25 protein-coding genes and 1 pseudogene are annotated in these 22,839 nt (G+C 72.3%); 10 read left to right on the top strand and 16 right to left on the bottom strand.

Annotated features, from left to right (window positions below):
- Positions 1-19: 19 nt before the first annotated feature.
- Both rpmB and ISU07_RS08450 read right to left on the bottom strand, forming a co-directional pair.
- Positions 20-205, bottom strand: a complete 186-nt coding sequence (gene rpmB, locus ISU07_RS08455; RefSeq protein ID WP_194706328.1) for a 50S ribosomal protein L28 — start codon at positions 203-205, stop codon at positions 20-22.
- Positions 206-372: 167 nt separating this feature from the next.
- On the bottom strand, positions 373-1,320 hold the full coding sequence (locus ISU07_RS08450) for a thiamine-phosphate kinase (protein ID WP_194706327.1): 948 nt from the start codon (positions 1,318-1,320) through the stop codon (positions 373-375).
- 71 nt (positions 1,321-1,391) lie between these two features.
- On the opposite strand from ISU07_RS08450, the gene ISU07_RS08445 reads away from it, so the two are divergent.
- Both ISU07_RS08445 and ISU07_RS08440 read left to right on the top strand, forming a co-directional pair.
- Positions 1,392-1,628, top strand: a complete 237-nt coding sequence (locus ISU07_RS08445) for an Lrp/AsnC family transcriptional regulator (protein WP_151081652.1) — start codon at positions 1,392-1,394, stop codon at positions 1,626-1,628.
- 59 nt (positions 1,629-1,687) lie between these two features.
- Positions 1,688-2,152, top strand: coding sequence for a DUF3515 domain-containing protein (locus ISU07_RS08440; RefSeq protein WP_194706326.1), 465 nt, complete (start codon positions 1,688-1,690; stop codon positions 2,150-2,152).
- A 15-nt stretch (positions 2,153-2,167) separates the two neighbouring features.
- Here the strand turns inward: ISU07_RS08440 and ISU07_RS08435 are convergent, their stop codons facing one another.
- A complete protein-coding gene (locus ISU07_RS08435) occupies positions 2,168-3,283 on the bottom strand; it encodes a D-alanine--D-alanine ligase family protein (RefSeq protein WP_194706325.1) in 1,116 nt (371 codons plus the stop codon).
- 32 nt (positions 3,284-3,315) lie between these two features.
- Here ISU07_RS08435 and ISU07_RS08430 point away from each other — a divergent pair, with 32 nt between their 5' ends.
- Positions 3,316-4,383, top strand: coding sequence for a trans-sulfuration enzyme family protein (locus tag ISU07_RS08430; protein WP_194706324.1), 1,068 nt, complete (start codon positions 3,316-3,318; stop codon positions 4,381-4,383).
- Between the two features lie 160 nt (positions 4,384-4,543).
- Here the strand turns inward: ISU07_RS08430 and ISU07_RS08425 are convergent, their stop codons facing one another.
- Positions 4,544-5,554 (bottom strand): NAD(P)H-dependent glycerol-3-phosphate dehydrogenase, encoded by a 1,011-nt coding sequence (locus tag ISU07_RS08425; protein WP_194706323.1) that lies wholly within the window; start codon positions 5,552-5,554, stop codon positions 4,544-4,546.
- Positions 5,551-6,309 carry a lysophospholipid acyltransferase family protein gene (locus ISU07_RS08420; RefSeq protein ID WP_194706322.1) on the bottom strand — a complete coding sequence of 253 codons (759 nt, stop codon included), beginning with the start codon at positions 6,307-6,309 and terminating at the stop codon, positions 5,551-5,553. Before ISU07_RS08420 ends, ISU07_RS08425 begins: the two co-directional genes overlap by 4 nt.
- 68 nt (positions 6,310-6,377) lie before the next feature.
- On the opposite strand from ISU07_RS08420, the gene cofC reads away from it, so the two are divergent.
- Positions 6,378-6,989 (top strand): 2-phospho-L-lactate guanylyltransferase, encoded by a 612-nt coding sequence (gene cofC / locus ISU07_RS08415; protein WP_228521507.1) that lies wholly within the window; start codon positions 6,378-6,380, stop codon positions 6,987-6,989.
- Between the two features lie 46 nt (positions 6,990-7,035).
- On the opposite strand, the gene ISU07_RS08410 is transcribed toward cofC, so the two are convergent.
- From ISU07_RS08410 to leuC, 3 genes are all read right to left on the bottom strand, one after another.
- Complete coding sequence (locus ISU07_RS08410; RefSeq protein ID WP_194706321.1) at positions 7,036-7,647, bottom strand: HU family DNA-binding protein; 612 nt, start codon at positions 7,645-7,647, stop codon at positions 7,036-7,038.
- A gap of 168 nt (positions 7,648-7,815) precedes the next feature.
- A complete protein-coding gene (leuD, locus tag ISU07_RS08405; RefSeq protein WP_194706320.1) occupies positions 7,816-8,415 on the bottom strand; it encodes a 3-isopropylmalate dehydratase small subunit in 600 nt (199 codons plus the stop codon).
- 4 nt (positions 8,416-8,419) lie between these two features.
- Positions 8,420-9,835 carry a 3-isopropylmalate dehydratase large subunit gene (gene leuC / locus ISU07_RS08400; RefSeq protein ID WP_194706319.1) on the bottom strand — a complete coding sequence of 472 codons (1,416 nt, stop codon included), beginning with the start codon at positions 9,833-9,835 and terminating at the stop codon, positions 8,420-8,422.
- A gap of 81 nt (positions 9,836-9,916) precedes the next feature.
- On the opposite strand from leuC, the gene ISU07_RS08395 reads away from it, so the two are divergent.
- Entirely contained in the window at positions 9,917-10,639 is a 723-nt protein-coding gene (locus ISU07_RS08395; protein WP_194706318.1) for an IclR family transcriptional regulator, read from the top strand.
- A 109-nt stretch (positions 10,640-10,748) separates the two neighbouring features.
- On the opposite strand, the gene ISU07_RS08390 is transcribed toward ISU07_RS08395, so the two are convergent.
- Positions 10,749-11,228 carry a methylated-DNA--[protein]-cysteine S-methyltransferase gene (locus ISU07_RS08390; protein ID WP_194706317.1) on the bottom strand — a complete coding sequence of 160 codons (480 nt, stop codon included), beginning with the start codon at positions 11,226-11,228 and terminating at the stop codon, positions 10,749-10,751.
- A gap of 1 nt (position 11,229) precedes the next feature.
- Positions 11,230-12,720: a DNA-3-methyladenine glycosylase 2 gene (locus ISU07_RS08385; protein ID WP_194706316.1), complete on the bottom strand. Its 1,491-nt coding sequence runs from the start codon at positions 12,718-12,720 to the stop codon at positions 11,230-11,232.
- A 128-nt stretch (positions 12,721-12,848) separates the two neighbouring features.
- Between ISU07_RS08385 and ISU07_RS08380 the strand changes: the two genes are divergently transcribed.
- From ISU07_RS08380 to ISU07_RS25055, 5 genes and pseudogenes are all read left to right on the top strand, one after another.
- On the top strand, positions 12,849-14,012 hold the full coding sequence (locus tag ISU07_RS08380) for a sensor histidine kinase (RefSeq protein ID WP_194706315.1): 1,164 nt from the start codon (positions 12,849-12,851) through the stop codon (positions 14,010-14,012).
- Positions 14,009-14,656: a response regulator gene (locus ISU07_RS08375; protein WP_194706314.1), complete on the top strand. Its 648-nt coding sequence runs from the start codon at positions 14,009-14,011 to the stop codon at positions 14,654-14,656. Before ISU07_RS08380 ends, ISU07_RS08375 begins: the two co-directional genes overlap by 4 nt.
- 79 nt (positions 14,657-14,735) lie before the next feature.
- Positions 14,736-15,485, top strand: a complete 750-nt coding sequence (locus tag ISU07_RS08370) for an ABC transporter ATP-binding protein (RefSeq protein ID WP_194706313.1) — start codon at positions 14,736-14,738, stop codon at positions 15,483-15,485.
- Positions 15,482-16,876 carry an ABC transporter permease gene (locus tag ISU07_RS24740; RefSeq protein WP_194706312.1) on the top strand — a complete coding sequence of 465 codons (1,395 nt, stop codon included), beginning with the start codon at positions 15,482-15,484 and terminating at the stop codon, positions 16,874-16,876. Before ISU07_RS08370 ends, ISU07_RS24740 begins: the two co-directional genes overlap by 4 nt.
- Before the next feature lie 9 nt (positions 16,877-16,885).
- Positions 16,886-17,566, top strand: a pseudogene (locus ISU07_RS25055) (phosphotransferase family protein); the annotation flags it as partial.
- Between the two features lie 189 nt (positions 17,567-17,755).
- On the opposite strand, the gene ISU07_RS25050 reads toward ISU07_RS25055, so the two are convergent.
- The 6 genes from ISU07_RS25050 to ISU07_RS24735 form a co-directional block, all read right to left on the bottom strand.
- Positions 17,756-18,166 carry a hydrogenase maturation protease gene (locus ISU07_RS25050; protein ID WP_407671396.1) on the bottom strand — a complete coding sequence of 137 codons (411 nt, stop codon included), beginning with the start codon at positions 18,164-18,166 and terminating at the stop codon, positions 17,756-17,758.
- A 62-nt stretch (positions 18,167-18,228) separates the two neighbouring features.
- Positions 18,229-19,539: a Ni/Fe hydrogenase subunit alpha gene (locus ISU07_RS08350; RefSeq protein ID WP_194706310.1), complete on the bottom strand. Its 1,311-nt coding sequence runs from the start codon at positions 19,537-19,539 to the stop codon at positions 18,229-18,231.
- On the bottom strand, positions 19,536-20,342 hold the full coding sequence (locus ISU07_RS08345) for an NADH-quinone oxidoreductase subunit B family protein (protein ID WP_323742500.1): 807 nt from the start codon (positions 20,340-20,342) through the stop codon (positions 19,536-19,538). The genes ISU07_RS08350 and ISU07_RS08345 overlap by 4 nt, the downstream gene beginning before the upstream one ends.
- Before the next feature lie 10 nt (positions 20,343-20,352).
- Positions 20,353-21,177: an FAD/NAD(P)-binding protein gene (locus ISU07_RS08340; protein WP_323742499.1), complete on the bottom strand. Its 825-nt coding sequence runs from the start codon at positions 21,175-21,177 to the stop codon at positions 20,353-20,355.
- 35 nt (positions 21,178-21,212) lie between these two features.
- The gene (locus ISU07_RS08335) at positions 21,213-21,668 is read right to left on the bottom strand and encodes a cyclic nucleotide-binding domain-containing protein (protein ID WP_194706308.1); all 456 of its coding nucleotides are present in this window, start codon (positions 21,666-21,668) and stop codon (positions 21,213-21,215) included.
- Positions 21,669-21,671: 3 nt separating this feature from the next.
- Positions 21,672-22,838: a 4Fe-4S dicluster domain-containing protein gene (locus ISU07_RS24735; protein ID WP_323742498.1), complete on the bottom strand. Its 1,167-nt coding sequence runs from the start codon at positions 22,836-22,838 to the stop codon at positions 21,672-21,674.
- Between the last annotated feature and the right edge of the window lies 1 nt (position 22,839).

Below are 22,839 nucleotides of genomic sequence, written 5' to 3'. Positions count from 1 at the left end.
TTGGTGGCTCAGCCGCAGGTCAGCGGGTGACCTTGCCGGCCTTGAGGCACGAGGTGCACACGTGGAGGCGCTTCGGGGTGCCGTTCACCATCGCGCGGACGCGCTGGATGTTGGGGTCGAAGCGCCGGCGGGTGGCCTTCTTGGACCACGGGCGGTTGTTGCCGAAGGACGGCTTCTTGGCGCAGATGTCGCAGACGGCGGCCACGGTCTTGCTCCTGGGAGTTGATGTACGAGGGGTCGCCCGGCTTGGGGCAACCGGGAAAGACTATCCGAGACGGCAGAGGCTTCCGAAATCGTGGTTGCGGGGAACATGCGGCTCACCAGGTCTCGAGACGCTTCATCTCGGGATTCGCAGGCTCGGCCCGAGCGCGCTCAGAAATGAACCCACCCGGTGGGCCCGTCGTACTCCGCCCCGTCCACGGTGACGCCCTCACCCTCGCGGACGTCGCCCACGACGGTCCAGCCGTCGGGCACGGCTGCGGGGGCGAAGGCCGCGAGCAGCGGGTGGTCCTCGCCGCCACCGAGCACCAGGGCCATCGGGTCGCTGCCGGTGGCCGCGGCCACGGCCTGCAGGGGCTCGGGGATGTCGAAGGCGTCGCGGTGCAGGTCGATGGCCACGCCGGAGTCCCGGGCGACGTGGCCGGCGTCGGCGACCAGGCCGTCGGAGACGTCGATCATCGCGGTCGCACCGGCGGCCGCGGCGGCCGGCCCCGCGTCGTACGGCGGCTCGGGCCGGCGGTAGGCCTCCACGAGCACCCGCGGCGACCGGAAGCCGCGGCCGAGCACGGCGAGGCCGCCGGCGGCCCACCCCTGGCGGCCGCGCAGCGCGACCACCTGGCCCGGCTGGGCGCCGGAGCGCAGCACCGGAGCCTGCGTGCAGGCGCCGATCACGGTCACGGCGATGACGATCTCGGAGGCCCGCGCGAGGTCGCCGCCGACGACGCTCGCGCCGACCAGCGCGCACTCGGCCGCGAAGCCCTTCGCGAAGTCGACGGCCCACGACGCGGGCAGGTCCGGCGGGGCCGCCAGCCCGATCGTGAGCGAGTGCGCGGTGCCGCCCATCGCGTTGACGTCGGAGAGGTTCTGCGCGGCGGCACGGTGGCCGACGTCCTCGGCGCTCGCCCAGTCGCGGCGGAAGTGACGGCCCTCGACGAGCAGATCGGTCGAGACGACGACGTGGCCCGTGCGCACGCGAAGGACCGCGGCGTCGTCGCCGGGACCCACCAGCACGTGCTCGCCCTGCGGGAACAGCCCGGCGAGCTCGGCGATCAGCGCGAACTCCCCCACATCGGCCAGCGTCTGTCCGTCCGGGATCGTCATGCGCCTATCTCACCAGTCGCGGTCGCCTGTAGGTTTGCCAACGCACGGTCCCCCGGAGACGAGGAGTCAACATGGTCGTCCAGGCCTACATCCTGATCCAGACCGACGTGGGCAAGGCGGCCGACGTGGCCCGGGCCATCGCCCAGGTGAAGGGCGTGACCCTCGCCGAGGACGTCACCGGCCCGTACGACGTGATCGTGCGCGCCGAGGCCCGCAACGTCGACGAGCTCGGCAAGCTGGTGGTCTCGAAGGTGCAGAACCTCGACGGCATCACCCGCACCCTCACCTGCCCGGTGGTGCACATCTGACCAGGCCGTCCCCGAGATCGGCACGACGCCCCGGTCCCGCCAGGGCCCGGGGCGTCGGCGTGCTCGCCGCTCTGCTGCTGGTCGCCCCCCTGGCCGGCTGCGCCGACGAGCCGGTCACGCTCGACTCCCCCGAGGTGTCGGCGGCGGACCTGCAGACGTGCAACACCTTCCTCGACGACCTGCCCAACAGGCTGGCCGGTCACGACCGCCGCAAGGTCAACCCCGCGGCCGCCCTCGGCCGGGCCTGGGGCGACCCGGCGATCATCGTGCGGTGCGGGGTCGGCGTACCGGACGGCTTCGACCAGTTCTCCTCCTGCGAGGTCGCCAACGGCGTCGGGTGGTTCGTGCCCGACGAGCAGTTCGACGACCAGGAGGCCGACGCGACGCTGACGGCCGTCGGCTACCGGCCGATCGTGTCGGTGACGGTGCCCGGGAAGTACCGGCCGTCGGGGCCGGCCGCCGCGATCGCGGACCTGGCACAGCCGGTCAAGGACCACCTGGAGCTGGTCCAGGACTGCAAGTAGGGCTCGGCCCGACCGTCAGCGCAGACCGGTGTCGCGCCGGAGCGCCAGCTCGATGAGCCGGTCGACGAGCGCCGGGTAGTCGAGGCCGGAGGCGGCCCACATGCGCGGGAACATCGACAGCGGCGTGAACCCGGGCATCGTGTTGATCTCGTTGACGACGATCCCCCCGCCGGGGAACACGAAGAAGTCCACGCGGGCCAGGCCCTCGCAGCCGACGGCCTCGAACGCCCGCGCCGCCAGGTCGCGGAGCTCGGCGGCGACGTCGTCGGCGAGGTGGGCAGGTACGTCGAGCTCGGTGTGCTCCTCGGGCAGGTACTTGGCCGCGAAATCGTAGAACTCGTGGTCGCCGGTGATCCGGATCTCCGCCGGCAGGCTGGTCTCGGGCGACCCGTCGAGGGCCTGGAGCACGCCGCACTCGATCTCACGCGCACCCTCGGCGGCCACCTCGACCAGCGCCTTGGGGTCGTGGCGGTGCGCCTCCTCGATGGCGTCGGCGAGCTCGCCGGCGTGGTGGACCTTGGAGATGCCGATGGACGAGCCGCCGCGGGCGGGCTTCACGAACAGCGGGTAGCCCAGATCCGAGACCCGGTGGGTGACCCGGTCGGGGTCGCGGTACCACTCCCGCGCGGTCACCGTCACCGACGTCATCACCGGGAGCCCGGCAGCCGCGAGCACGACCTTCATGTACGCCTTGTCCATGCTCACCGCGGAGGCGAGCACGCCGGCGCCGACGTACCTCACCCCGGCCATCTCGAGCATCCCCTGGATCGTGCCGTCCTCGCCCCAGGGTCCGTGCAGCAGGGGGAAGACGACGTCCACCTCGCCCAGCGTCGTCGGCGGCTGTGACGGCTCGTGGACGACCAGGTCCGTGGTGCCGGACTCTCGGGCGAGCATCACCGAGGCACGCGCGCCGTCGACCTCGGGCAGCTTGTCGGGACCCAGGATCTGCAGGGTCTCCGGGTCACCGGACTCCAGCACCCAGCGGCCGTCGGTGGCGATGCCGATCGGCACGACGTCGTACTTGGTGCGGTCGATGGCCTGCAGCACGCTGCCCGCGGTGACGCAGGAGATGGCGTGCTCGCTGGACCGACCGCCAAACACGACAGCGATGCGCTTCTTGGGCTGGCTCATCGCCAGCCAACCTAGCGGCCTACGTTGGGCGCATGCCCGGTGACACCCCAGCCCTCTCCCCCGCGACGGTCGTCGTGCACGCGGGGCGGCCGCCGCACGAGGCCGACCAGCCGCTGAACGCGCCGATCCAGATGGCGTCGACGTACGTCGCGGGCGGCGCCCTCGAGTACGGGCGGTACGCGAACCCGACCTGGTCGGCGTTCGAGGAGGCGCTCGGCGCGCTCGAGGGCGGGCGTGCGCTGGCGTTCTCGTCCGGTCTCGCGGCCGTGTCGACGGTGCTCGACCTCGTCGGACAGGACGGTGTGGTGGTCGCGCCGCGGCACGCGTACCTCGGCAGCATCGGCCAGCTCGGCGAGCTCGAGGCACGGGGTCGGTTGAAGGCCGTGCTGGTGGACATCGCCGACACCGACGCCGTGATCGCCGAGCTGGACGACGCGGCGCTGCTGTGGATCGAGTCGCCGACGAACCCGGCGCTGGAGGTCGCCGACGTGCAGCGGCTCGTCGAGGCCGGCCACGAAGCCGGGGCGTCGGTCGTCGTCGACAACACGTTCGCCACTCCGCTGATGCAGAAGCCGCTCGAGCTCGGCGCCGACATCGTCCTGCACTCGGTCACCAAGTTCCTCGCGGGCCACAGCGACGTGGTCATGGGCGCGCTGGTGGTGCAGGACCAGCAGCTGTACGACGTGCTGAAGGGCCGCCGCGACCTGGTCGGCGCGATCCCCGGCACGCTGGAGTCGTGGCTGGCCCTGCGCGGGCTGCGCACCCTGCACCTGCGGGTCGAGCGTTCGCAGGCGAACGCCGCCGAGCTGGCCCGTCGGCTGTCCGAGCACGGCGCCTTCGCCGAGGTCCGCTACCCCGGCTTCGGCGCCGTCATCGCCGTGGTGCTGCCGACCGCCGAGGCCGCCGACGTGCTCACGCACTCCACGTCGCTGTGGGTGCACGCCACGTCCCTCGGCAGCGTCGAGTCGACGTTCGAGCGGCGCCGCCGGTGGAAGGGCGAGGCCACGACGATCCCCGAGGGCCTGGTGCGGATGTCGGTCGGCATCGAGGACGTCGAGGACCTGTGGGCCGACCTGGAGCAGGCATTGGAGCGCACCTAGCTTGCGACGGTGCGCTCCCATGCCTGGGCCAGGTCATGGGTGGTCGAGCAGCGACTGCGCCTGAGCTTGCGAAGGCGCAACGGAGCGTGTCGAGACCCAGTCAGGTGCAGCGGTCTCGACACGCCGCTCGTCCCTCACGGCGGCTCGACCAGCATGGACGTCAGTCCGTCTCGGCCTTGGTGTCCCGGGCGATGAAGGACTCCATCGTGTCGGCGGCGGTCATCCTGCCGGCGACGACGGCGTCGATGGCCTCGGCGATCGGGACGTAGACACCCTCGCGCTGCGCCAGCGCGTGGATGGAGGCGCACGACTTGGCGCCCTCGGCGACCTGGCGGGTCGAGGCGTAGATCTCCTCGACGGTCATGCCCTTGCCGAGCTTCTCGCCGAAGGAGCGGTTGCGCGACAGCGGCGAGGAGCAGGTGGCGACCAGGTCGCCCAGTCCTGCCAGACCCATCAGCGTCATCGGGTTCGCGTCGAAGGCGCGGGCCAGGCGGGCGGTCTCGGCCAGGCCGCGCGTGATGAGGGACGCGGTGGTGTTGTCGCCGAACCCGAGTCCGACGGCCATCCCGACGGCGATGCCGACGACGTTCTTGTAGGCGCCGCCGATCTCGCAGCCGACCACGTCGACCGACGTGTAGGGCCGGAACATCGAGCCGTGCACGCGGTCCTGCACCATCCGCGCGACCGACTCCTCGGTGCACGCCACGACCGACGCAGCAGGCTCGCGGCGCGCGATCTCCTTGGACAGGTTGGGCCCGCTGATCACCGCGATCCGCTCGGGACCGGCGCCGGTGACCTCGGCGATCACCTCGCTCATCCGCTGGAGGGTGCCGAGCTCGACGCCCTTCATCAGCGACACCAGCACCGAACGGTCGGGCAGGACCGAGGCCCAGTCCTCGAGGTTCGCGCGCAGGGTCTGCGACGGTACGGCGAGCACGACGATGTCGGCGCCGGCCGCGGCCTGCTCGGGGTCGTGGGTGGCCGTGACGTGCTCGGGCAGCAGGATGCCGGGGAGGTAGTCGGGGTTCTCGCGCGTCTCGCTGATGGCCTTGGCGACCTCCTCGCGCCGCGCCCACAGCGTGACCTGGTTGCCGGCATCGGCCAGCACGATCGAGAACGCCGTGCCCCACGATCCGGCCCCGAAGACGGCCACCTTGTGGTCGGGGTTCACGACTTGTCCTGTTTGCGCGGGTCGCCGGTGAGCTTCACGCCGGCCTTGCGCGGGTCGAACCGCACGGCCGGCGCCTGCTCGCCGCGGATCTGCTCGACGAGCTCGGTGACGGCGGCCATGATCCGGTCGGTCGCGGCGTTGATCACCTGCTGGGTCCTCGGCAGGGCGACGAGGTCGTCCAGCGGCACCGGGGGACCTGCTGTCATCTGGATGTGCTTGCGCGGGAACGGGTGCGGCGTCTTGGTGTACGGCGGCAGCAGCTCGTGCGCACCCCACTGGCCGACGGGGATCACCGGGCAGCCGGTCTCCAGAGCGATGCGCGCAGCGCCGGACTTGCCGGTCATCGGCCAGAGGTCCGGGTCGCGCGTCAGCGTGCCCTCGGGGTAGACCACGACGCACTCGCCGGCACGGACCGCGGCGACGGCGGCGTCGTACGCGCCCTTGGCGTTGCGGCTGAGCCGTTCGACGGGGATCTGGCCGGCGCCGCGCAGGAACTTCCCGAGCGCCTTGTTCTTGAAGAGCCCGGACTTCGCGAGGTACCTCGGCAGCCGGCCGTGGTCGTAGAGGAAGTGCGCGGCCGTCAGCGGGTCCAGGTGCGAGATGTGGTTGAACACCACGATGCAACCGCCGGTCGCGGGGATGTTCTCGCCGCCCTTCCACGTGCGCTTGGTGGTCGCCAGCAGGGCAGGTTTCACGACGGGCACGGCCAGGTTGTACGCCCAGCCACGGGGCTGCTGCAGGTCGCGGACGGTCACGCGCGAAGGCTACTCGGTGCGACGGGCCAGCCGATGGCGTGAAAGCGCTGCCTGGAAGGATCGTCGCGATGAATCCCTCGTACGTCGTGCTGCTGCCGGTGAAGCCGCCCGGACGCGGCAAGACGCGTCTGGGCGAGCTGCCCCGCGACGTGCTCGCGGCGGCGTTCGCGATGGACACCGTCACCGCCTGCCTGGCCGCCGCGTCGGTCGCCCGCATCCTCGCCGTCACCGACGACGCGTCGTTCGCGAGGAGCCTGTCGGCGATGGGGTGCGAGGCGATGCCGGACGGGGTGTCCGGAGACCTCAACGCCAGCCTGGCGCTCGCCTCCGCGGAGGCCGAGCGCCGCTGGCCCGGCCTCGTCCCGGTCGCGCTCTGTGCCGACCTGCCGTGCCTGACCCCGGAGGACCTCGACGCCGCGCTGACCCAGGAGCCCGGCCGGCCGAGGTACGTCGCGGACACGTCCGGCCAGGGCACGACGCTCTACACCGCACCGCCCGAGGAGTTCGCGCCCAGGTTCGGGCCGAGCTCCGCGGTGCACCACGCCGACGGTGGCGCGTGGCCGGTCGCGGGTGACCTGCAGTCACTGCGCCTCGACGTCGACGACGCCGACGACCTCGCGGCGGCGTACGCCCTCGGCGTCGGCGGGCACACCGCGAAGGTGCTGGCCGAAATAGCCTGAGGGCGGCACCGCCTCTCGGCGGCCCGCCCTCAGGAAGGGTGGTGCGTCAGGACTTCTTGGCGGCCTTCTTCGCGGGCGCCTTCTTGGCCGGAGCCTTCTTGGCCGGAGCCTTCTTGGCGGCGGCCTTCTTGGCCGGAGCCGTGGTCTTCTTGGCCGCCGACGTGGTCTTAGCCGCGGTCTTCTTGGCCGGAGCCGCCTTCTTCGCCGTGGTCTTCTTGGCCGGAGCCACCTTCTTCGCCGGCGCCGCCTTCTTCGCCGACGACGTGGCCTTCGACGTGGTCTTGGTGGCCGTCTTCTTGGCCGGCGCTGCCGCCTTGGTCGCCGTCTTCTTGGCCGGAGCCGCAGCGGCCACCTTGGTCGCCGCGATCTTCGGCAGCTTCTTGGCGCCCGACACGACGTTCTTCAGGTCGGCACCTGCGGTGAACTTCGGCACCGCGGTCTTCTTGGCCTTGATGCGGGCCCCGGTCTGGGGGTTGCGGACCCAGCGGGCCTCACGCACGCGCTTCTCGAACGAGCCGAAGCCGGTGATGGCGACCTTCTCGCCGCGGGCGACCTCGCGCGTGATGGTGTCGAGAACGGACTCCAGCGCCTGCTGCGCCGCCTTCCGGTTCCCCTCGTAACGCGCGGCGAGCGCGTCGATGAGCTGTGACTTGTTCACAAGCTTCCCTTCCAATGAACCAATGGGGCCGAGCCGATGCTCGACTTTCACCAACGCACGCTAGGTAAACCACGGTCAGGTGACAATCGCCACGCCGGTGTTTCGCGGTGAAATATGCCCGTTTGGCCCTCAACACAGGGGTTTTCGGCCTCCAGAGGGCCGAAAGCCCTACAACGTGGCGGGTTTGAAGCCCGGACGGCGCGACTCGTACGCCGCGATCTCGTCCTCGTGGGAGAGCGTGATGCCGATGTCGTCGAGGCCCTCGAGCAGCCGCCAGCGCGTGTAGTCGTCGATGTCGAAGGAGTCCTCGATCGCGTCCTCGCCCTCGCCGGCGCGGACCGTCCTCGACTCGAGGTCGACGGTGATCGTCGTGCCCGGCTGCGACTCGAGCAGGTCCCACAGCCGGCCGACGACCTTGTCGTCGACCTGCGCCGCGAGCAGGCCGGCCTTGCCCGAGTTGCCCCGGAAGATGTCGCCGAACCGCGGCGAGATCACGACGCGGAACCCGTAGTTCTGCAAGGCCCAGACGGCATGCTCGCGCGACGAGCCGGTGCCGAAGTCCGGGCCGGCGACGAGCACCGAGCCCTCGTCGTACGGCTTGCGGTTGAGCACGAACGACGGGTCGTTGCGCCAAGCCGCGAACAGCCCGTCCTCGAAGCCGTCACGCGTGACGCGCTTGAGGTAGACGGCCGGGATGATCTGGTCGGTGTCGACGTTGTTGCGACGCAGCGGGACGCCGATGCCGGTGTGGGTCGAGAACTTGTCCATGACCTCAGCCCTTCCCGTCCGTGTCGAGGTCCGCCGGCGACGAGAGCGTCCCGCGGATCGCGGTGGCGGCTGCGACGGGCACCGACACGAGGTGTGTGCGGCCGCCCTTGCCCTGACGACCTTCGAAGTTGCGGTTCGAGGTGGACGCGCTCCGCTCCCCCGGCGCGAGCTGGTCGGGGTTCATGCCCAGGCACATCGAGCACCCCGCACCGCGCCACTCGGCGCCGGCCTCCTTGAAGATCACGTCGAGACCCTCGTCCTCGGCCTGCAGGCGGACCCGTGCCGAGCCGGGTACGACGAGCAGGCGGGTGTTCTCGTCGACCTGCCGGCCCTGCATGATCGCGGCGGCGGCGCGCAGGTCCTCGATGCGACCGTTGGTGCACGAGCCGATGAAGACCGTGTCCACCTTGATGTCGCGCATCGGCGTGCCGGCCTGGAGCCCCATGTACTCCAGGGCCTTCTCCGCGGCGATGCGGTCGGTGTCGTCGTCGAAGTCCTGCGGCGACGGCACGGCCGCGGCCAGGGGTACGCCCTGGCCGGGGTTGGTGCCCCAGGTGACGAACGGCGTGACCGCGCTCGCGTCGAGCTCGATCTCCCGGTCGAAGGTGGCGTCGTCGTCGGTGACGAGGGTGCGCCAGTAGGCGACGGCGGCGTCCCAGTCCTCGCCCTTCGGTGCTTCCTTGCGGCCCTCGAGGTAGTCGAACGTCGTCTGGTCGGGCGCGATCAGCCCCGCCTTCGCACCCCACTCGATGCTCATGTTGCAGATCGTCATCCGGGCCTCCATCGAGAGCGCCTCGATGGCGGGACCGCGGTACTCCACGACGTACCCCTGGCCGCCGCCCGTGCCGGTCTGCGCGATGAGCGCGAGCACCAGGTCCTTGGCGGTGACGCCCTCGGACAGCTCGCCGGTGACGTTGACGGCCATCGTCTTCGGGCGCGCCTGCGGCAGCGTCTGCGTCGCGAGCACGTGCTCGACCTCGCTGGTGCCGATGCCGAACGCGAGCGCGCCGAACGCGCCGTGGGTGCTGGTGTGCGAGTCGCCGCACACGATCGTCAGGCCGGGCTGGGTGAGGCCGAGCTGCGGGCCGATGATGTGCACGATGCCCTGGTCGAGGTCGCCGAGTGAGTGCAGCCGGATGCCGAACTCCTCGGCGTTGCGGCGCAGCGTCTCCACCTGGGTACGACTGACCGGGTCGGCGATCGGCTTGTCCCAGTCCAGGGTCGGGACGTTGTGGTCCTCGGTCGCCAGCGTGAGGTCGGGGCGGCGTACGGTCCGGCCGGCGAGACGCAGGCCGTCGAAGGCCTGCGGAGACGTCACCTCGTGGATGAGGTGGAGGTCGATGAACAGGAGGTCCGGCTCGCCGTCGGCCCGGCGGACGACGTGCTCGTCCCAGACCTTCTCGGCCAGGGTCTTGCCCATGAGTTGCTCCTTTGCGACTCGTCGCAGTGTGTCCACATCCTAGACTTGCCAATCCATTATCTGAGACGGCAGTATTGCCATATGGACAACTCGAGCGGCGTCGGCGTTCTCGACAAGGCCGCCCTGGTGCTCACGGCCCTGGAGTCGGGCCCGGCCACGCTGGCCGGTCTGGTGACCGCCACCGGCCTGGCCCGACCCACCGCGCACCGGCTCGCCGTGGCCCTCGAGCACCACCGGTTGGTGGCGCGCGACATGCAGGGCCGGTTCGTGCTGGGACCGCGTCTGTCCGAGCTGTCCGCCGCCGCCGGCGAGGACCGCCTCCTGGCCACCGCCGGCCCGGTGCTGGCGCGGCTGCGCGACATCACCGGCGAGTCCGCGCAGCTGTGGCGGCGCCAAGGCGACTACCGCGTCTGCGTGGCGGCTGCCGAGCGCCCCTCGGGCCTGCGGGACACGATCCCGGTCGGCTCGCAGCTGACCATGCGGGCCGGCTCGGCCGCGCAGATCCTGCTCGCGTGGGAGGACCCGGAGCGCATGCACCGCGGCCTGCAGAACGCCGCCTTCTCCGCAGCCGCCCTGTCCGGCATCCGCCGGCGCGGCTGGGCGCAGTCGGTCGGCGAGCGCGAGCAGGGCGTGGCCTCGGTGTCCGCCCCCATCAAGTCCCCCGGCGGCAAGGTGATCGCCGCGGTGTCGGTGAGCGGCCCCCTCGAGCGCCTCTCCCGCCAGCCCGGCCGCATGCACGCCCCTGCTGTGCTGGCCGCCGCCGAGCGGCTGTCGGAGTCGCTGCGCCGGGCGGCGGCGGAGTAGGTCGCCTGGGGTGCTGATAATCGCGCGATCGCGCGGTTACAGCAGACTCCGCGGCGGAGAACCTGCAGTTTCCGCGCGATCGCGCGATTTCTGGCACCCCCAGCCCGGCTCAAAACAGCGCGTCCTGCTCGAGCTCGAGCAAGGCCTGCTTGCGCTCGAGCCCGCCGGCGTACCCGGTCAGCGTGCCGTTGGCGCCGATGACCCGGTGGCACGGGATGACGATCGGGATCGGGTTCGAGCCGTTGGCGAGACCGACGGCCCGGGAGGCGGCGTTGGAGCGGCCGAGGCGGTGGGCGATCTCGCCGTACGACGCGGTGTCGCCGTAGGCGATCTTCTGCAGCTGGTCCCAGACGGCCGTCTGGAACGCGCTGCCGTCCGGGGCGAGCGGGAGGTCGAACTCCTTGAGCTCGCGGGCGAAGTACGCGCGCAGCTGGGTCACTGCTTCGACCAGGAGCGGGTGGTCGTCCTGGCGGGCCCCCCGCGGTCGCCCGTCGTGGTCGCGGAACGGCGAGAACTCGATCGCGCTGATCGCGCCGTCGCGCTCGACGATGCGGAGGTCGCCGACGGGGCTGTCCATCACGGTGTACATGTCACTTCTCCTGGGTGCTGGTGGTGAGGCTGGGGCTGAGGGTTCGCCACAGGTGGACCTGGGCGTAGGAGCGCCAGGGTCGCCAGGCCTCGGCGAGGCCGGCGGCGGTCGACGGGTCGCGGCCGAGGGCCACGAGCGCGTCGCGGGTGCCGATGTCGGCGGGGAGGAAGACGTCGGGGTCGCCCAGCGCCCGCAACGCGATGTAGTCGGCCGTCCACGGGCCGATGCCCGGGATCGCCAGCAGGGCCTGCCGGGTCTCGTCGCGGCCGGCGCCGCGGTCGAGGACCACGTCGCCCTCGGCGAGTGCCCGGCAGAGCGCGACCAGCGCGCGGCCCCGCGAGCGCGGCATCGGCAGGTCCTCGGGGTCGAGCGACGCGAGGGTCGCCACGTCCGGGAAGAGGTGCGTCAGCCCGCCGTCGGGTCGCGCCACCGGCTTGCCGAGCTCGGCCGTCAGCCGCGCGGCGATGGTGCGGGCGGCACCGACGGTGACCTGCTGGCCGAGCACGGCACGGACGGCGATCTCGTTGCCGTCGACGTGACCCGGCACGCGCAGCCCGGGCCGGGCGGCGACCACCGGCGCGAGGAGCGGGTCCGCGCCCAGCACCTGGTCGACGGCGACCGGGTCGCAGTCGGCGTCGAGCAGGCGGCGTACGCGCTCCACTCCCGCTGCCGTGTCGCGCAGGTCGTCGAGGGCGAAGGTCGCCGTGACGAACGCCGTCTCGCCGGCCCGGTCGTGGTCGTCGATCTCGAGCCGGACGGTGCCCGTGCCGTGCGGCAGGCCGAGGGTCCGGGCGTACCACCCGTCGCCGGCCGTCTCGACGCCCGGCACCGCGCGCAGGGCGAGGAAGGCGAGGAGGTCGCGACCGGCGTACGGCGTGCGGACGGCCAGCCGCATCGACACGGTCCCCGTCGACGGCAGGCCGCCTCGGCGGCCACGCAGCTCGGTGGGCGACAAGGCGTAGACCTCGCGGATCGTCTCGTTGAACTGGCGGATGCTCGCGAACCCCGCCGCGAACGCGATCTCGGCGAACTGGAGGTCGGTGGTCTCGATGAGCACCCGCGCGGTCTGCGCGCGGCGGGCACGGGCCAGGGCCAGCGGCCCGGCGCCGAGCTCCGCGGTGAGCAGCCGGCCGAGGTGTCGCGGCGTGTAGCCGACGCGGGCGGCCAGGCCGTCCACGCCGTCGCGGTCCACGACACCGTCGGAGATCAGCCGCATCGCGCGGCCGGCGACGTCGGCCGCCACGTCCCACTCGGGGCTGCCCGGCGTCGCGTCGGGCAGGCACCGCTTGCAGGCCCGGAAGCCCGCGGCCTGGGCGGCCGCCGCCGTCGGGTGGAACTCGACGTTGCGGGCCGCCGGCGTGCGGGCCGGGCACGACGGACGGCAGTAGATGCCGGTCGTGCGCACCGCGGTGTAGAACATGCCGTCGAAGCGCCGGTCCCGGGAGCTCACCGCGCGGTAGCAGACCTCGGGGTCGAGCCTGGTCGGTGTCATGGCTCCATCCTGCCTGCCGTCACCGACACTATCTGGCGGGAAACGGACACCGCCATCGGCGGCTTCCGGACATCCTCCGCGCACCCCTGTGGAGCTGTCCTTGCCCGACCGGCGGCCATACTCGGCCCGTGACCGTCGTGGCCGACCTGTGGGGTGACGCGCACGGGCCCGGCCGCCGGGCGGTGCTCGCCGACGTCGCCGCGGGTGCCGCGTTCGCGGTGGTGGTCGGGCTCGTCCAGCTGCTGCTGCTCTCCTGGACGTGGCCTGCCGCCGTGCTGCTGGGGGTCGCGCTCGCCGTACGCCGCGTGGCGCCACTCGTGATGGTGGCGGTCGCCGTGCTCGCGTCGCTCGCCCAGCTCGTCAGCGGCCACATCGCCTTCGTCGCCTGCCTGGCGTATGCGCCGTTGTTCGCGACCCTGGGCGGGCACCGCGACCCCCGCCTGCGGCGGCTCGGCCTGGTGTGCGCCGTCGTCGCCGTCATGGTCGCGGGCACGTGGGCGTGGTCGCAGGTCGGCGGGGACCAGCCGACCGACGGACACCTCACGAGCACGCTCGCGCTGGCCGCGCCGACGGCGGTGCTGGTGCTGGGGTCGTGGGCCGTCGGGTACCTGCGGTGGCAGCGCCGGCAGGCCGTGCAGGCCCGGGCGGACGCGACGGTCCAGTCGGTCGAGCGACGCCGGCTGAGTGACCTCTACGAGCAGGAGCAGGAGCGAGCGCGGATCGCGGCCGACATGCACGACCTGGTCGCCCACTCGTGGGCGGTGGTGGCCGCGCAGGCGGACGGGGCGAGGTACGTCGCGGGCACCGACCCCGGCCGGGCCCAGGAGGCGCTCGCGGTGATCGGCGACACGGCGCGCTCGGCCATGGACGACGTACGGGTCCTGCTGGCCCGCTTGCGCGAACCAGGCGGCGCCGACGAGCTCGCCTTCGAGAAGCCCGACGCGCTGGTGGCCCGGATGCACGCGTCCGGCATGGACCTGCGTGTCGAACGGCACGGCGACCCGGTCGCGGAAGGTCTCCTCGCGATGACCGCCCGGCGCGTGCTCACGGAGTCGCTGACCAACGCCCTCAAGCACGGCGACCTCACGCGGCCGGTCGAGGTCGCGGAGGACTGGCGCGACGGCTACCGGCTGCGGGTCGCCAACGCCGTCGCCACGGAAGACCTGCAGGGCCAGGGCCACGGGCTCCTCGGCATGGCCGAGCGGGTCGCGGTCGTCGGCGGGACCCTCACCGCCGAGCGGCGGGGCGACCAGTGGGTCGTCGAGGCGCACGTACCCGCGGGGACGCGATGACCATCCGCGTCGCGCTGGTCGACGACCAGACGCTGTTCCGGGCGGGCATCGCCATGCTCGTCGGCTCGCAGCCCGACCTCGAGGTCGTCGGCGAAGCCGGCGACGGTGCCGACGTCGTCGGCCTGGTCGAGCGGTGCCGGCCGGACGTGGTGCTGATGGACGTGCGGATGAGCACCGTCGACGGGGTGACCGCGACCCGCGACCTCGTGGCGGCGTACGGCGAGCAGGCTCCGAGGATCCTCGTGCTCACGACCTTCGACCACGACGAGGCGGCGGCGTCGGCCATCGAGGCGGGGGCGAGCGGGTTCGTGCTGAAGGGCGCCGAGCCGGAGTTCCTGCTGGCGTCGGTGCGCGCCGTCGCCGCAGGCAACCAGGTGGTGGCGGCCGGAGCCACCCGTGCCCTGTGGGAGCGGTTCCGGGCCCGGCCGACCCAGACGCCGGGTCCGGAGTACGACGCCCTCACCGAGCGCGAGCGGGAGATCCTGCTGCGCGCCGCGCAGGGCCTCTCCAACGCCGAGATCGCCGCGGTCGAGGTGCTGGCCGAGGGCACCGTGAAGACCCACGTCTCCCGGATCCTGGCGAAGCTCGGCCTGCGCGACCGGGTCCAGCTCGTCGTCTACGCCTACGAGCACGGGCTGGTCTGACGGCGTACCTCTCGAGATGTACGCCGGGTGACCACCTGCGCCGGATGTGCTGAGGCCGGTCGCTTCCTAGCGTCGAGGCATGACCTCAGGAGCACCCATCGTCGCCTTCCGCGACGTGACCAAGACCTACGGCGAGGGCGCCGGCCAGGTCCGCGCGCTCGACGCCGTGACCGTCGACATCGAGCCCGGACAGTTCACCGCGGTGATGGGGCCCTCGGGCTCCGGCAAGTCCACGTTCATGAACCTCGCCGCCGGGCTCGACGACCCGACCTCGGGCGAGGTGTGGGTCGCCGGCCAGCCGGTCCACGCCCTGGACGACGACGCCCGCACGCTGCTGCGACGTACCCACGTCGGCTTCGTCTTCCAGGCGTTCAACCTGGTGCCGACGCTGACGGCGCAGGAGAACGTGCTGCTGCCGTTCGAGCTCGCCGGCCGCCGGCTCTCGGGCGACGAACGCTCGTGGGTCGACACCCTGATGCACAGCCTCGGCCTGGCCGACCGGGCCACGCACCGGCCCGGCGAGCTGTCCGGCGGGCAGCAGCAGCGCGTTGCCATCGCCCGCGCACTGGCCTCGCGCCCGCAGATCGTGGTGGCCGACGAGCCGACCGGCAACCTGGACACCCGGTCGTCGCGCGAGGTCCTCAGCCTGCTGCGGACCGCTGCCCGGGAGTACCACCAGACGATCGCGATGGTGAGCCACGACCCGGTCGCCGCGTCGTACGCCGACCGCATCCTCGTCATCGCCGACGGCCGGATCGTGGGCGACCACGGCCCGATGGCGCCCCAGCAGATCGCGGACCTGCTCATCTCCTTCGAGGTCGCGGCGTGACGTCGCGTGGTCTGGTGCTCGGCTCCCCTCGCGAGCTCGGGACGGTGGGCCTGGTGTCGGGGTTGTGCGGCGCGTACGCCGCGGTCCTGATCATGACCGCCGTCATCCTGTCGGCGACCGCCCGCGAGCCCGGCGACGCGATGGCCGCGCTGCTCGGGGTGGTCGCCACGGTCTTCATCGGCATCGCGGTGTACGTCGCGGCGATCGTCATCGTCAACGCGGTCGACACCGTGCTCGCCGGCCGGCTGCCGCAGATCGCGCTCCTGCGCTTGCTGGGCGCTCGCGGTCGCTCGCTCCGCACGGCCGTGATCCGGGGCACCACCCTGACCGGCATCGCCGGCGCCCAGGTCGGCACCGTCCTCGGCACCGTCGTCGCCGACGCCTTCCGGGTCCTGCTGGTGTCGCGCGGCACGATGCCCGACGTCGAGTACCCGGTGGTCACCCCGCTCCTGGTCCTGCCCGTCCTCACGATGGCGCCGGCGTGCGCCCTGGCGGGATGGGTGGGGTCGCGTCGCATCCTGCGGGCGTCACCGGCGGGGGCGCTGACCGACTCCGCGGTCGCGGTGCCGCTCCACCGGCGTATGTCGGTGCTGCGGGTCGTGGTCGCGGTCCTGCTCCTGGCAGGCGGCGCGCTGCTGCTCGTGCTGGCGATGGCTCTGGGAGAGGGCAGCACGGCGGCCGGTCTCATCGTCGCGTTCGCCGGGTCGGTGACGGCAGGCACGGGGCTGCTGGTCGGGGCACGGTTCGTGATCCCGGGCCTGGTCCGGGCCTCGGGACGGCTGCTCGGTGGCGGTCCGGTCGCCCGGGTGGCCGGCCGCAACGCGGTGCTCGACCCGCTCCGCACGACGCGCTCGACGATGGGGCTGGTCGTCGGGGTCACCCTGGTCACGACCTTCGCGTCGGGGCTGCGCGCGCTGCAGCGCTCCGTCGACTCGTGGGAGGGACTCTCGCCGGAGCAGCAGGTGCAGACCCACCAGGTCCTCACCACGACGACCGCCATCACGGTGGCGATCGTGGTGATCTCCTCGGTGATCTCCGCGGTCGGGTTCGTGAGCACGATGTCGCTGACCGTCATCCAGCGCCGCCGTGAGATCGGCCTGCTGCGGACCCTCGGCCTGACGCGGCACCAGGTCCGCCGGATGATCACGCTCGAGGCAGCCGCGCTCTCGGGCACCGCCGTCGCCCTGGGGATGGCGCTCGGTCTGGTGTTCGGTTCGGTCGGGGCGCAGTCGCTGGTCGGCTCGCAGACGGACGGCTTCGTGTGGGGGCTGCCCTGGGGCATCCTCGCCGTGATCGCGGTCGCCGGGGTGCTCCTCGTGCTCGCCTCGGCGAGGCCCCCTGCCCGCCGGGCCATCCGGGTCAGCCCGATCGAGGCCCTGCGGGTGCCCTAGGTTCGTCCGGTGGACCTCGGCGAGCTGACCCCGCTCGAGGGTGGCTGGTCGGGGCAGACGTTCCTCGCCACCGCATCCGACGGCCGGCGGGTGGTGGTGCGCCGGTACGACGAGGGGCACGTGCCCGTCGTCGACGCCGCCGTCCTGCGCCGGGCGGCCCGGATCGTGCCGGTGCCCGAGGTGCTGGACGTGGCCCCTGGGCGGCTGGTCACGGCGTACGTCGCGGGCGTCCGCGGCGACCTGCTGGTGCCGACCCTGTCCGACGACGACCTGGCTCGGCTCGGCGCCGACGTCGGCCGGATCGGCGCGCTGCTGGCGTCGGTCGAGCTGCCGACGTCCGGCGTGTTCGTGGACGAGGACCGGACGGTCGAACCGTTCACCGGGACGCTGCCCGAGTGGGTCTCGTCCCATGCCGCCGGGTGGTCGCACTGGTCGGCGTCGGAGGTCGACGGCCTGCGGGCGCTCGCCGAGGAGGCGGAGGCGCGGCTCGCGGCCGTCGGGCGGTTCAGCCTGGTGCACAGCGACCTGAACCCGAAGAACCTCGTCGTCGACCCGTCCTCGCTCAGCGTGGCCGCGCTCCTCGACTGGGAGTTCGCGCACGCCGGCAGTCCCTGGACCGACCCCGGCAACGCGGTCCGGTTCGAGCGGCAGCCGGCCTGGGTGGAGGCCGTCGTGGCGGCGTACGACGAGCCCCACGCCCTCGACCTGGCCCGCCGCGCGGACCTCTGGGCGTTGGTGGAGCTGGCCTCCCGACGGGGGCAGAACCCCGTCGCCGTCGCCGCCCACGACCTGCTGCGCGCGATCGCCGCCGCCCGGGACGTGCACGCCTGGAGTGGGTGGCGGTGCGTGAGTGTGGGTTCGCGTCGTCGGAACCAACACTCACGCACCGCCTCCTGGGAGCACCGCCATGATCTCGGCGACCGTCGCCTCCACCGCTCCGGCGACCGAGCTCGACATCGCCGCCCCGTGCACGAAGGTCGAGCCCTCGACGCAGACGAGCACGAGACTCGGCGGAAGGGTGCCCATGACGCCGGCCAGGCCGACGACGGTGTCGATGCCCAGGGCATGCGTGCCGCCCTGGCCGGATGAGCGCCAGCCGTCCTGCATCGGGCCGGCCTTGCCTGCGCCGAGGTGGAGGACCTGGATCGTGCCCGGCGGAGCGCCGGAGCGCACCGCGTCGACGACCACGACGAGCGCCCGGCCCGCCCAGAGGTGCATGAGGTCGGCCGGCTGATCGGACTCGACCACCTCGACCTCCGGTCCGCAGCGTTCGGCCACGGTCCGTGCCACCTCGGGGCCGATGGCGTCGTCACCCCGGTCCACGCGCCCCAGGCCGATGACGAGAGGCAGGATCACGCCCTGTCCACGGTCAGGTCGAGGAAGTGGGTGGCACACGAGATGCACGGGTCGTAGTTGCGGATCGCCTGCTCGCACACGTGCTGCAGCGCGTGGTCGTCCAGGTCGGCCCAGTCGGCCGCCATCGTCCGGAGGTCGGCTTCGACGGCCGCCTGGTTCTGCGAGGTGGGCGGCACGATCCTCGCGTCGGTGATCAGCCCGGAGCGATCGAGCGCGTATCGATGGAACAGCACACCCCGCGGTGCCTCCGAGGCGCCGCAGCCGACGCCGGCTCGCGGCGGCACCTCGACGTACGACGGAGCATCACCACGCCAGCCCTCGATGATGCGGATGGACTCCGAGAGCGCCTCGACGAGCTCCACGGCGCGGACCACGATGGAGCGGAACGGGTTGCGGCACTCGTCGCCGAGTCCGGCGGCCGCCGCGGCCTCCTTCGCGGTCGGCGAGAGCCGGTCGGAGTTCAAGGCGTAGCGCGCCAGCGGACCCACGACGTACGGCGCGTCGTCCCAGCTCACCGTGGCGTGCAGGGCGTTGCTGTGCGCGACATGGTGCTCGACGATGCGTTCGGGGAACTCCTCGACCGCGAAGTCGTTGCCCAACGACGTCACGACTGTCCCGGCCTCGATGGGGTAGCCGGTCTCGGCTCGCAGGGAGAGGTACTCGTATGGCTGCTCGAAGTCGGGCACGTCGAAGCCGGCCACCAGGCTCACCGTGGCCACCGCGTCCGCGAGGGCGCCTTCGAGCACGGGCAGCAGGCCGCGCATCCGCGCCGCGTCGGGCCAACGGTAGAAGCCGCCCACCCGCACGTTGACCGGGTGCACCGATCGGCCTCCGACCACCGTCATCAGCTCGTTGCCGGCCTTCTTCAGCCGCAGCCCGCGCTGCACGACGTCCGGGTGGTCGGCCGCCATCTCGATCGCACCGTCGTAGCCGAGGAAGTCGGGTGCGTGCAGAAGGAACACGTGCAGCGCGTGGCTCTCGATCCACTCGCCGCAGTAGAGGAGCCGGCGCATCTCGCGAACCTCGTCCGAGACGGTGACGCCACAGGCCTGCTCCACCGCCCAGCAGGCGCTGGTCTGGTAGGCGACCGGGCAGATCCCGCAGATCCGGGCGGTGATGTCCGGAGGCTCGGTGTAGGACCGACCGCGCAGGAAGGCCTCGTAGAAGCGCGGCGGCTCGTAGATGCGCAGCTGGACGTCCTCGACCTCACCGTCGCGGTAGGAGATGTGCATCGCACCCTCGCCCTCGACGCGCGCCAGGCTGCCGACGCGCAGCACCCGGCCTCCGTCGGTGAGTCGGTGGGTCATGACGTCCTCCGTGGGGTTCCTGCCGGCGCCTCGTGGCGCTCGCTCTCCTCGCGGAAGGCCTCGGCCGCGGCGTGGAAGGTGCGGTAGAGACGCACGATCTGGGGCTCGTCCATGCCGTGCCGGCTCAGCACCTGGGCCATCGAGGCCGTGTTGGGCGAGTCCTGCGGCCCGAAGCATCCGTAGCAACCCCGGGCGAACGTGGGGCACAGGGCACCGCAACCCGCCTGGGTCACGGGGCCGAGACAGGGCGTTCCGTGGGCGATCGTGACGCAGACGTTGCCGCGGGCCTTGCACTCGACGCACACGCTGTGGGTCGCGACCCGTGGCCGGCGGCCCTGCAGCTCGGCGGCCAGCACCTCCAGCAGCTGGTTCTTGTCGATGGGGCAGCCGCGCAGCTCGAAGTCGACGCGGACGTGCTCGGCGATGCCCGTGGACCGCTCGAGCGTCGAGACGTACTCGGGGTGGGCGTAGACGACCGAGCGGAACTCCGCGACGTCGGCGAAGTTGCGCAGCGCCTGGATGCCACCAGTAGTGGCGCAGGCCCCGATGGTGATCAGGCGACCGGACATCTCACGGACCTGCTGGATGCGTTCGAGGTCCTCGGGCGTGGTGATCGAGCCCTCGACCAGCGACACGTCGTACGGGCCCTCGACGACTGCGCGGGTGGCCTCGGGGAAGTAGGCGATCTCCACCGCGCCGGACAAGGGGATGAGCTCGTCCTCGCAGTTGAGCAGCTGGAGCTGGCACCCGTCGCACGAGGCGAACTTCCACACCGCGAGCGTCGGACGCCGACTCTTGGTCACGGCGGCCATCTCAGAGCTCCGCCTGGGTGAGGAGCGAGGCAACCAGGCCGTAGCCCAGGACCGGGCCGTCCTGACAGATGAACAGCTCGCGCAGCTGACAGTGGCCGCACAGCCCGATCCCGCACTTCATGTTGCGCTCCATGGACACCCGGACGTCGGCCGGCGCGACCCCGCGGTCGAGGAAAGCCGCCGCCGTGTGCCGCATCATCACTTCCGGTCCGCAGACGAGCACCGTGGCGAGCTCGGGGCGGAAGACGACCCGGTCGACCAGGCCGGTCACCAGCCCAACCGGACCTCGCCACGAGTCGTCGCTTCGGTCGACGGTGACGTGTACGGCGACGCCGTGCTCGGCCGCCCAGCGTGGTAGCTCGTCGGTGAACAGCCGCTCGGCCGGCGTGCGCGCGCCGTACAGCAGGGTGACCTCGCCGTAGGCAGCCCGGTTGGCACAGATCTCGAGCACCGCGGGCCGCAGCGGGGCCAGCCCGATGCCGCCGGCGACGATCACCACGTCACGACCGCGAGCGGTCCCGACGTCCCAGCCGACACCGAACGGACCGCGCACGCCCAGGCGGGCACCGGTCTCGGCGGTGGCCAGCGCGTGCGAGACCGAGCCGACGTCGCGGATGGTGTGCTGGAGCACGCCGTCGTCGGCCGGGTCGCCACTGATGGACACCGGCACCTCGCCGACCCCGTAGGCCTGGAGCATCGTGAACTGCCCTGGCTCGAACGCGAGCGGCGCCCCGTCCATGGCCGTCAGCCAGAGCGTGGCGGTGTCGCGAGTGTCCTGACGGGTCCGCGTCACGACGAAGGACCGCGGCACCATCGGGTCCTCCACGACCACACGCTGCGAGCTGGTCGCGAGCGCGGCGTTCACGACGCGCCGTAGAGGTCGAGGAGCCGGACCCGGGCGGAGTGCAGACGCTGCGACATCACCTGCACGATCCGCTGAAGGAACGCGTAGCCGAGGTCGGGGTCGGCCGCGCACTTCTCCCTGAGGCAGCCTCCGTCGAACCGCACCGCACGGACGTGATCGACGGCGCGACCGTCGAACGTCCAGCGGTACGGCGGCACGAGCCAGGACCAGCCGAGCACCTCGCCCTGCTCGGCCGTGTCGAGGACGGCCGCACCCGTCGGCAGCCGCATCTCCAGCGCCACCCTGCCCTCGCGGATGACGAAGAACGAGTCGGCCGGTTCGCCCTCGCGGAAGAGGTACTCCCCGGGCCGGGCGTGCATGTTGACGGCGCAGCCCGCCAGCAGCGCCAGGGCGTCGGAGTCCAGGCCCGCGAAGAACGGGTGGCCGGGCAGGTCCTCGGCGATGGTCCGCATGGGTCAGGACTCCTCCCGCAGCACCGCGGCCTGCTCGGTGATGTCGATGCCGGCAGGGCACCATGCGATGCAGCGACCGCAGCCGACGCACCCCGAGGTACCGAACTGGTCGATCCAGGAGCCGAGCTTGTGCGTCATCCACTGCCGGTAGCGCGCCTTCGTGGTCCGGCGGACCGAGCCGCCGTGGAGGTAGGAGTGCTGGGAGTCGAAACAGGAGTCCCAGACCCGCTCACGCTGCATCGAGTCGCCGGCGAGGTCGGAGACGTCCTCGACGTCGGTGCAGAAGCAGGTAGGACACACCATCGTGCAGTTCTGGCACGAGAGGCAGCGGTCGGCGACCTCGTCCCACATCGGGCTGTCGGCGCTGGCGTAGAGCAGGTCCTTGAGTCCCTCCGTGTCGAGCCAGCGTCCCATCCGCCCGACGGCCGACTCGGTCACCGACGCCGCATCGGACCGGTCGCGTTCGTCGGCGATCCGGCCGCCCACCTCGCGGAGCACCTCGACACCACGCTCGGACGCGGCCTCCAGCAGGAAGCGGTGGCCGGTCGCGTCGAGGAGCTCGGTCATGGCCAGGTCGAAGGGTGCGCCGCGTCCGGCGGTCGGCCGCGGACCGGTGCCCATCGAGACGCAGAAGCACGTCCCGGCCGGGTCGCTGCAGCTCACCGCCACGACGAAGGCGTCGGCGCGCCGGACGGCGTACGACGCGTCCGCGAACCGCCGGCCCAGCAGCACCGTGTCGTGGATACCGAGCGCGTGCAGGTCGCACGAGCGGACGCCGACCACGGCGTAGGGGCCCTCGTCGTGCTGCTCACGCCGGGGCACCACGGCCCCCTCGGCATCGCGAAGCCCGCGCCAGATCACCTCGCTCGCAGGGAAGAACACCGGCTTCACCGACTGGGCACCGTTGGCGTAGCCGAAGATCATGTCGTCGTCGCGGCGTCGCAGCCGGTAGGACCCAGGAGCCTGCTCGTCGCCCCAGCCGACCGGCAGGTCGGAGACCTTGCGGACAGGTCCGTAGTCGATCGAACCGTCCTTGACCACCGGCCCGAGCACGGCGTAGCCGCGTCCCGCAAGCACGTCGATGAGGGTCTGAAGCCCCGTCAGGTCCACGGTCCGGTCGTCGCCCGGGGCGACACCCGCAGCAGGATCGACGACTGGGTTGGCGACCACG

The sequence above is a fragment of the Nocardioides islandensis genome (assembly GCF_015352455.1).
GTDB lineage: Bacteria > Actinomycetota > Actinomycetes > Propionibacteriales > Nocardioidaceae > Nocardioides > Nocardioides islandensis.
Note: the sequence above shows the minus strand (reverse complement) of the source record. Positions and strands in the feature narration are given on the sequence as shown.